The organism is Streptomyces sp. NPDC050625 (assembly GCF_040654755.1).
Taxonomy (GTDB): Bacteria; Actinomycetota; Actinomycetes; order Streptomycetales; family Streptomycetaceae; genus Streptomyces.
In genome coordinates this window covers 1-8970 of record NZ_JBFAIQ010000080.1, presented here as the reverse complement: position 1 = coordinate 8970, position 8970 = coordinate 1, and the positions used below count along the sequence as shown (strand labels likewise).

5 protein-coding genes are annotated in these 8970 nt (G+C 74.1%); 1 reads left to right on the top strand and 4 read right to left on the bottom strand.

Annotated features, from left to right (window positions below; translation table 11 throughout):
- The 4 genes from AB0I54_RS47500 to AB0I54_RS47485 form a co-directional block, all read right to left on the bottom strand.
- On the bottom strand, window positions 1-461 hold a 461-nt coding region (locus tag AB0I54_RS47500), incomplete at its 3' end, for a TIGR02679 domain-containing protein (protein WP_363302640.1).
- Window positions 451-4599, bottom strand: a complete 4149-nt coding sequence (locus AB0I54_RS47495) for a TIGR02680 family protein (protein ID WP_363302639.1) — start codon at window positions 4597-4599, stop codon at window positions 451-453. The genes AB0I54_RS47495 and AB0I54_RS47500, both read right to left, overlap by 11 nt.
- Window positions 4596-6143 carry a TIGR02678 family protein gene (locus tag AB0I54_RS47490; protein ID WP_363302638.1) on the bottom strand — a complete coding sequence of 516 codons (1548 nt, stop codon included), beginning with the start codon at window positions 6141-6143 and terminating at the stop codon, window positions 4596-4598. The genes AB0I54_RS47495 and AB0I54_RS47490 overlap by 4 nt, the downstream gene beginning before the upstream one ends.
- Window positions 6140-7711: a TIGR02677 family protein gene (locus AB0I54_RS47485; RefSeq protein ID WP_363302637.1), complete on the bottom strand. Its 1572-nt coding sequence runs from the start codon at window positions 7709-7711 to the stop codon at window positions 6140-6142. The genes AB0I54_RS47490 and AB0I54_RS47485 overlap by 4 nt, the downstream gene beginning before the upstream one ends.
- 648 nt (window positions 7712-8359) lie before the next feature.
- Here AB0I54_RS47485 and AB0I54_RS47480 point away from each other — a divergent pair.
- Window positions 8360-8671 (top strand): hypothetical protein, encoded by a 312-nt coding sequence (locus AB0I54_RS47480; protein WP_363302636.1) that lies wholly within the window; start codon window positions 8360-8362, stop codon window positions 8669-8671.
- The last annotated feature ends 299 nt before the right edge of the window (window positions 8672-8970 follow it).

The following is an 8970-nucleotide window of genomic DNA, read 5'->3' as shown; positions in this document are numbered from 1 at the left end:
AGGGGGGCGTCGCCGCGGCGCACCAGGCGGGTGAGGGTGCCGTCGGCGGCGATCCGCTCCAGCCATGCCGTGTACCAGTCCAGGTCGGCGAGGGGTGTGGCGCGGGCGGCCTCCAGGGTGCGGGTGCGCAGGGCGGACTCGTCGGCCCGTTCGGCGGGCCGGTCGCGCAGGGGGCCGTGCAGGCGGCCCAGGATCTGGAGCAGGCCGGTGCCGTAGCGGTCGTACAGGTATCGGTCGAGGTCACGCAGGGGGACGGTGAGGCGTTTGACGGTCTCGGGGCGGTAGCGGCCGGTGACGCCGATGACAGTGCGGCGTTCGGCATCGCCGGGGGCGCTGAGCCCGATCTCGCCGTCGAGGGCGCCACCGGTGCGCTCCAGCCTGCGGCGGGCCGCGGCGAGCAGGCGTCGCCAGCCCTCGCCCGTGAGTTCCCCGTACGTCTCGGCCGGCATCTCAGTCGACAAGGCCCGCCTCCGTCCTCCGCGCCCGGTGGACGCCGCGCGTGCCCGGAGAGCCGAGGACGGCGGTCAGCTCGCCGGTCTCGTCGGCGTGCAGGCGTTCGCCGTCCCACAGCAGCAGCAGTGCGGAGACGGTGTGGTCGACGGCGGAGTGCGCGAGGTCGTAGTGGGCGGCGGAGCCGACCGCGGCGTGCACGGCCCACAGGTCGTATCCGGTCATGAACAGATCGAGGTCGAACTGTGCGGCCAGCGACATGAGTTCACCGCGCCCGGTGTCGTCGACGCCCGCGAACGCCTCGTCGAGGGCAAGCAGCCGCGGGGCGTCGGGGTGGGCGGAGTTGAGCATGGCGTGCGCGGCGGCGAACAGCGGCAGGTGCAGGGAGACGGACTGCTCGCCGCCAGACAGGCGGCTGTGCCGGGCGCGGGTGAGGCGCTCCTCCTCGCCGCCGGGCCGGACCAGTTGGAAGGCGAACTGCCGCCAGCGCCGGTAGTCGAGCACCTCGGCGAGCAGTTGCCGGTAGGGGGCCTCACGGTAGCGGGCGCGGGCGTTCTTGATCTGTGCGGCGAAGTGGGTACGCATCCGGGCCAGTTTCTCCGGGCCCAGGCGGGCGGCGTCGGCGTCCAGCAGGGCGCACACGGCGCGCTGCTCGTCGTCGAGGACGTCAGCGAGCAGCCAGCTCACACCGACGGTGGTGCCCGAGGACATCCGGCGCTCGCGCATGTCGGAGTTCATGCGGCGGATCAGGTCACGGGCGTCCACGGTGCGGTCGTGGATCTGCTGGGCGAGGCGGGTGAGCAGCGCGTCCTCAAGGATCCGCTGTTCGGAGTCGGAGAGGAGTTCGGCCTGGTCTAGGCGGTGGTCGGCGATCTTCTCGGCGAACGAGGCGATGGGCAGCGACCCTTGTTCGTCGGCGACGGTGACCACGATGACGCCGCTGGAGCTGTCCCAGGCGGGCTGGTAGTCCTGTCCGGCGGCGGCGAGCTGGGCGTGCAGATCCTCCAGGGCCTTGGTCAGGCGGGTCACGGACTGTTTGACGCTGCTCTCGGTGGGGGCCAGGTCGCGGGTGGCGGACAGGACCGCCTCGTGGACAGCCACGGCGGCGGGCGGCAGCCGGTCGCCGGCCCAGTCGGCCTCCTGGGCGGGCCAGGCCAGGCCCGGCGGGCAGCGCAGGATGTCGAGGAGTTCGCGGGCAGCGTACGGCTGAAGGCTCCGGGCGGTGTCCTTCTCCTCCGCCGCGGCGACCCGGCGCGCCTCGGCGGCGGCGGTGCGGCGCGCCTCGGCCGCCGCGAGGTCGGCGATCGCCCGGTGCTGCGCGGCGCGGGCCGCGGTGGCTTCACCCTCGGTCGCCTCCAGATCGTTCTCGGTCTGTTCGACCTGAACCATGACCTGCTGTGCCTCGGCCCCGACGGCCTGGCGCAGTGCCTCAAGGCCTGCGGCCTCCTCGGTGTGGCGGCGCCGGGCGGCGCGTTCGGCCTCGACCGCGGCCTCCTCGTCCTCGGCGGCGGCCGTCAGCCGGTCGGCGGCGGCGGACGCGGTCTCGGCCTGCCGGGTGTGCTCGCGGCGCCGGGCGGCGAGGTCGCCCGCCGCCCTCTCGAAGGCGCGGGTGGCGCGTTCGGCGTCGTCCGCGCGGTCGGCGATCACGGCGTACTCGGACTCGGCGCGGCGCAGGGCCCGTTCGGCGACCGAGCAGGCGGCCTGCGCCTCGTCGTACGCCGACTGGGCGGCGGCGGTCGCCTCACGCTTGGCGCGCAGGGAGGCGACGGCCTGGTCCGAAGCGCGCAGGCACCGGGCGATGACGGTGGTGGCCGGAAGGGCGGCGCGGGCGGCGGCGTATTCCTCGATGATCTCTTCGATACGGGCCCGCTCGTGCGCCAGATCCGCCAGCTCGGCGTCCAGCTCGGCCAGGAGGGTGTCGCAGGCGGCGATCCGGGCCGCGCGGCGGCGCTCTCGGGCGGTGGCGCCGACGTACTCGGCGTGCTCCTTGGAGTGCGCGCCGATGAGCACGCCGGCGGCGTAGCGGCCGTCCGGCGCGATGTGCGCGCCGCCGGGGGCGGGCTCGCCGGCCACGGCGACGGAGCTCAGGACGGCGGTGATCCGTGCGGCCGGGAGGGCCGCGGTCTCCTCGGGGCGCAGCAGGTCGGCGAGGCTGGGCCCGTCGATGGCGGCGCCGGCGCGCAGGAAACCGTCGCCGGCCCCGGCCGTGACCGGGTGGTCCTCGGCTGTGACGAGCGCGTCGAGCAGGCCGGAGGCCTCCAAGGCCGCCTCCACACCTGCCCGTTGCCCGTCGTCGAGACCGTCGGCGAAGTCGACCAGGCGCCACAGCGGTACGGCGGCCCCGCTGTCGGTGCGACCGTCACGGTCGGTGGTGCGGCCCCGGGCCGCGGGCGGCGCGTCGTCGTGCTCGGCGGCGATCAGCTCGCGCTCGGCCTGGGTCTCGGCCCGGCGGGCCTGAAGCCCGGTGCGCCGGGCGCGCAGCCCGGCGAGGCGGTCGCGCAGCTCCTGCACCGCGGGAGCGGTGGCATCGGTGAAGACTCCTGGCAGGGTGACGTCTTCGGTCGCGGCGCTGCCGCGTTCCCCATCGGCTGGGGTGCCGGCCGCTTCGGCGGCCAGGTCCAGGGCGGTCGCCAGACGGCCCTCGGTCCCTTCGGGCAGCAGGGCGTGGTACCGCTGCGTCCACTGCTCCAGTTCCGCCCGCGCCCGCTCGTGGGCGGCGGCGAGCGCGGCGTCCGCCTCGCGTTCGGCGGTCTCGGCCGCCTGGGCCGCCTCCTGGGCGCGGTCCAGTCCTGCGCGGGCCGCGCGGCGGGTCTGCTTGGTGTCGCGCAGCCGCTGGACGGCCGCGCGCACCGCGCGAACGCCCTCGTGGCGGGCCTCGGCGCGCGCCGAGGCGCGGTCGGCGAGGGCGTCGGGGGCCGCGTCGGCGGCGCTCCAGGCGATGCCCGCGCGGTGGGCGTGGTCGGCGAGCGCGGCGGCCGCGGCGCTGACGGCGGTGTCGAGTTCAGCGGCCAGGTGGGCCGAGTGCTCGGCCTCGGCGCGGGCGCGGCCGGTGGCCGCGGTGCGCCTTTCGCGTTCGGCGGTGGCCTGCCGGGCGGTCTGCTCACAGGTGCGCACCAGGCGTTCCAGGTCGGCGAGTTGCTCGACGGCCTGGTAGGCGGCCGAGGTACGCAGCTGGTCGAGGCCGGCGCGCAGGGCGGCGAGCGCGGCCTCGGCCTGATCGGCCCGGTTGTCCGCGTTCGCCCGCGCCGTACGGGCCGTCTCAAGTTCCGCGGCCGTGGCGGCGTGGGCCCGCTCGCGTTCGGCGACATCGGCGCGGCGGGCGCTGAGCCGGTCGGCGGCGACGCGGGCGTTCACCCGCAGATACGTCGAGTAGGCCGCCAGGAAGGACCGGGTGGCCTCGTCTGCGGCGACGAGGCCCTCCAGAGTGCGCTGGACGGATTCCATGTCGTCGAAGGAACGGGCCGCTTCGGCGATCAGGTCCTCGTCCAGCGGGCGCAGGCCCTCGGTGAGGGTGTCGGAGAGCTTGGCCGGGTCGAGGTTCTTCGCCAGCTGCGGACGACGCAGCGTCAGGATGAGGGTGAGCAGTTGCTCGTAGCGCTCCCGGCCCAGGCCGAACAGCCGCTGGTCGACGGCGGCCCGGTAGTCGGTGGCCGAGGTGATCGGCTCACCGCCCAGTTCGGCGAGCTCGGCGGCCAGCTGCTTCCTGGTCAGCGGCCGGTCGTCGGCAGTGAGCAGCGAGAAGTCCTCGCCGACCCGGCCGTCGACGACGAAGTGCCAGCGCGCCGGGGTGTCCCGGTGCCGCTGGGCGTGCAGGCCGATACCGCAGGTCACCGCCTGGCCGGTGGCGCGGTGGGTGAACTCGATCCAGACATAGCCGAGCGCCGCCTCCTGCCCGCGAAAGAGCAGGTTGGACTTCATGGTGCGGTCCTCGGCGGCGAAGGGGTTGAGCCGCTTGGGGTCGATCCGTCCGTCCAGCACGAACGGGAAGAGCACTTCGAGGGCCTTGGTCTTGCCGGAGCCGTTGGGGCCGCGCAGCACCAGCCAGCCGCCGGCGAAGGAGAACTCCTCGTCCCGGTAGTCCCACAGGTTGATGATCCCGGCACGGGTGGGCACGTACCGGGGCTGGGGGGCGGGGGTCGTGGCGCTCACTCGGCGGAGTCCTTCACGTCGTGGGCGGGGAACAGGGCGGGCTGGGGCGGGAAATCGGCAGCGGGCAGAGACGGGGAATCGACGGCGGCCTCGGGCGGCGGCCCGTTCCTGGGCTGGGGCATCCGCTTCTTCACCTCGGCGGTGACGCCCCGATAGCGGGCGAGCAGCGGCAGGGCCAGCATGCCGCCGTCCACCTGGACGATCAGCGACATCGCGCTCAGCAGGTCCAGGGCCTTCTCGAGCAACCGGTCGGGGTCGCCGCGCAGGTCGGCGGCGAAGCCCGCGCCGTACTGGGCGGTGATGTCCCGCATTCGGCCGCGCAGCCACGAGGTGGTGACGAGCGGGTAGCGGGTCTCCACGCCGTCCTGGCCGTCGACGCCGGGGGTGCTAGCGCTCTCCGCGTTCTCCGAGTCGTCCTGTCGGTACGCACCGTACGACTGGCCGATGGCCCCGCCCACGCGTAGGCCGGCCTCGTCGTCGGCACCGGCGAGCTCAGCCAGCACCCCGTGCGCCGGAAGCGCCAGGTCGATGCGGTCGGCCCGCGCCGCCAGGCGTTCGGCCGCCGTCGGCGCGGGCAGCAGCTCGGGGGCGTGCCGCCCATGACGTGCCGCCGCCTCGCTGATCCGGGCGCCGAGCAGCAGCGCGGCCTGTGCGACCGTGCCGCCGCCGGGGAAACGCAGGTCGGATAGGCCGCCGGAGGTGTCCACCAGGGCGATGCCCTCCGAACGCCGCTCCACGGCGAGACCGGTCAGCCGCGACAAATCCTCGGCGAGCGCGGGCGCCCGCAGCTGGCCGGTCAGCTCCGGGCCTGCGTCCGCGTAGTAGGCGACCGGGTTCTCCAGGACCGCCCGGCGGGCTCGCCGGGCGGCCGAGCGGCGCCGGGCCTGACGCCCCTCGGACAGGCTCAGCGCGCCCGCCGAGTCCAGCAGCGCGGTCACCGAGATGACGTGCTGCAGCACCCGGGTGGGCTGGTGCACGGCGGTGAGGACCTCCCGGTCGATGTCGTACAGCGCCTCGGCCCGCTCCGGATCCAAGGCCCAGGAGGCGGCCGATCCGTCGGCCAGCCGCAGCGCACCGCGCTCGGTGAGCCAGGTGACGGCGTCGACGAAGGCGTCCCGGTCGTGCTTGCGGGCGGTGTCCAGGCCAAGACCCTCGATGCGTACGGCGTCGGCGGCCACCGCGTGCGCCAGCTCGCCGAGCGCCACCTGAGCACCGTGCCGGCCGAGCGCGGCCAGGGTTAGAGCGAGGTAGGCGTAGCGGCGGCGGTCGAAGGGGCGTCCGGCGCGGCTGAGGGCGGGCCGGGTGGCGTCCAGCTGGTCCTGGGCGCGCTGGAGGCGGGCGGTGTCCGCGGTGGTGATCAGCCGGTAACCGAGCACCTCCATGAGATCGGTGCGCAACTGCTGCGCCCAGCGGCGTACGGTCGCCAGGGCGGTGCGATCCGGATACACCGGCGTGATCAGCGGGTGCCGCAGCACCAGCCGCACCGCCTTCTGGTAATCGGCCAGTTCGAGGGCCGAGACGCCCTCGGCCACCCGCGTACTCATCCGCTGACCTCCAGACGCAGCCCGTCCAGGTGCAGATCGCCGCGCACGGTACGCACGGTGGTGAAGGACTCCCCCGGCTGCGTGGGAGTGAGGGTCAGACGCACCCCGTGTGCGGAGCCAGAAGCGGCTGCGCCGCTGCCCACGCCCCGGGTGACCGGCACCCGGGCGGCGAGCGCCACGTCGAGGAGGGAGAGCAGGGCACGTGTCTCGGCCTCGTCCAGGACGCGGCCGTACGCGCCGTCGCGGGCCAGCGAGACGGCGGCGCCCCGCCGTTCGGCCTGCTCCCGGACCTGCGCCGCCCGCAGCCGGGCCCGCTCGGCGTCGTTGCGCTCGATCCGGCCGGGCCCTCTGAGGGAGGGGGTACGGCCCGACTGCACCAGGGTGCGGGCGAGTTCGACCGGTTCGGCCTCCCACCAGGACGTACGGCCCGCGATCAGCTCGGGGTCGGCGTACGGGACCGCGATGTGGCGGGGCGCGCCGAGCCCGAACACCGCCTGGAACAGCGCGTGCGCGTCGTCGTCCCCGGCGCACGAGGTGAACCACTGCGCCAGGTGCCGCAGCTGGCTCTCCCGGCTCACCCCGCCACGTCGCGCCTCGGTCACCCGGCGCAGCAGCGCCAGCACGGATCGGATCGCGGTGACCGTCGCGTCCTGCAGCCGCTCGGCCTCACTGTGCTCGCGCTCGGCGAACCAGTGCACGATGCCGGCCCACCGCTGCCGCCAGTCGTCGAGACGCGCCGCTGGGGAGCGGAAGAGGCGCTCGTCGGCCTCGGCGGCGTACCCGACCATCCGCTCCACACCGCTCGCAGCGGCCTTCTCCACCGCTTGGGCGAGCAGCGGCGCGTAGCGGCCGAGCTCGGCGGTGAACTCCCGCATGTGTGCGAGCAGGGCGTCCTTGTGCGCGAGGAACACCTCAGGCCGGGCGTCGTTGGTCCGCGCCAGATCACCGAGCATCAGATAGAAGCGGGCGGCCCGCTGCGCCATCTCGTTCAGCACGGAGTCCAGGCGCCCCAGCTTGCGGTACACCTCCTCGGCATCGCCCGCGGCGTTCGCCTCCGCCAGTGCGGCCAGGTCGGCGAGGATGTCCGGGAAGACCAGACGGGACAGTTGCGCGTCCTCCAGCGCCGCACCCACGACGTCCTCCACCGCCCGGTACGCGCGGTATCCGGCCTGGGTGAACTGGTACACGTAGTGCCGGTTGCGGTACTCGGCCAGGTTCGCCGCACGCGTTCCGTCATAGCTGCGGTCCAGCACCCGCCACTCGGCGAGGGCGTCGAGCAGCGGCTGTACGTCGCCGACCGCCGCCGCGCCGGGATTCTCGGCGGCCAGCCTGCCGATGAGTGCGGTCGCGTCCGAAGCGTGCAACAGCACCTGGTAGTTGGCCCGGCCCCGGTCGAACGCGCGCAGCAGCCACAGATACTCGTGCCGCTTCTCAGCGGCGGCGAAGTGGAACAGCCGCAGCCGGTCGTCGAGCGTTAACGCGTCGATACCGAAGGCGCCTCCGTCGTCGGTGCCCGGCACCGAAAGGTCCGGGGCCGGGGGCATCGAGGGTCGGGGATCGTCACTCACGGTCGCTGCGGCTTCCTCGCACGGCGGATCGTTGTCGGAGACTGCCCACCCAGTCTGCCGTGAGGGCACCCGCCTGCGGAAATCCCTCTCTCCAGCGGGGCGGCACGGGTAAACTCCGCGCACGCGCCTAAGCTGCCCGACGTGCACGGTCGTTCCGCCCAAGGTCTCTCGGACACATCCGGCCGGCGTCGGCACCAACTGGGTGCTCCGCCGGCTCAGAACCAGGCCGCCCGGCCACGGCTCGCCGAGCACCGGCGCCGGTCGTGACTCCCCCGGCGGCCTCGGTCGCCGCTCGCCCCACCCACCCGTCCACGTCCGCGGCTCCGAGAGCGCCATCGGACCGCACTTCACTGTCGCGCGGCAGTCCGGACCGCATTCCTGGAACCGACCACCCGCGCCTGACCCGACCCGCTCCAGCAGGGTGACAGGTCGTGCTGGACGAACTTTCGCAACGAGCCGCGGCTCTCCTGATCGGCAGCATCCTGGTGCTGCTGCCCACCAGCTCGGCGCTGGCCTCCGACGCCCAGGCCACCACGGCGGCCCACCAACCCCGGGCACACCCAGGCGCAGACCGCTACCGAGACCGAGCAGAATCAGACCTCCGCGGCAAGCACACCGGCTTCCCGCGCGACGTACGCGGTGCGCGAGATGCGGCCCGCAGAAAGCCTGTGGGGCATCGCCGAGCGGGAGTTGGGGGACGGCGAACGGTGGCGGGAGACCGCCGGCCTGAACGAAGGCCACACCATGGCCGACGGCACGGTCCTTCGCGCGAACAGCTTTCTGCAGCCCGGCCAGCAGCTTCAGATGCCCGACACCTACGCGGCCGCGGGAGGCGTCCGTACGCAGCTGGGTGACATCGCCCCGGCGGCCGACGAGAAGAACGAGCTCGTCGTCACGGTCCACCCGGGCGACTACCTGTCAAAGATCGCGGAGGAGGAACTCGGCGACGGCGCCGACTGACCGCAGTTGTTCGAGGCCAGCCGGGGCAAGCCGCAGCCGTACAACCTGCCCGCCATCACCGATCCGGGCATGATTTCGCGGGGCAGCAGGTCACGGTGCCCGAGGCCCGGCCCGGCCAGCAGCCTCAGGGCCCCGGCCAGGACGAGGAGCCGGGTAGCAAGCAAACGACTCCCCCAGCCGCGCAGAGCCCCGACTGCCAGACAATGAGCCCTTTCCAACCTGCCTCTGAAGTAGGGCGGTTGGGCTGACAACGTGGTGAAGCCCCTGGTAGATGGGTTTTCGACCAAGAGAACCGTCTC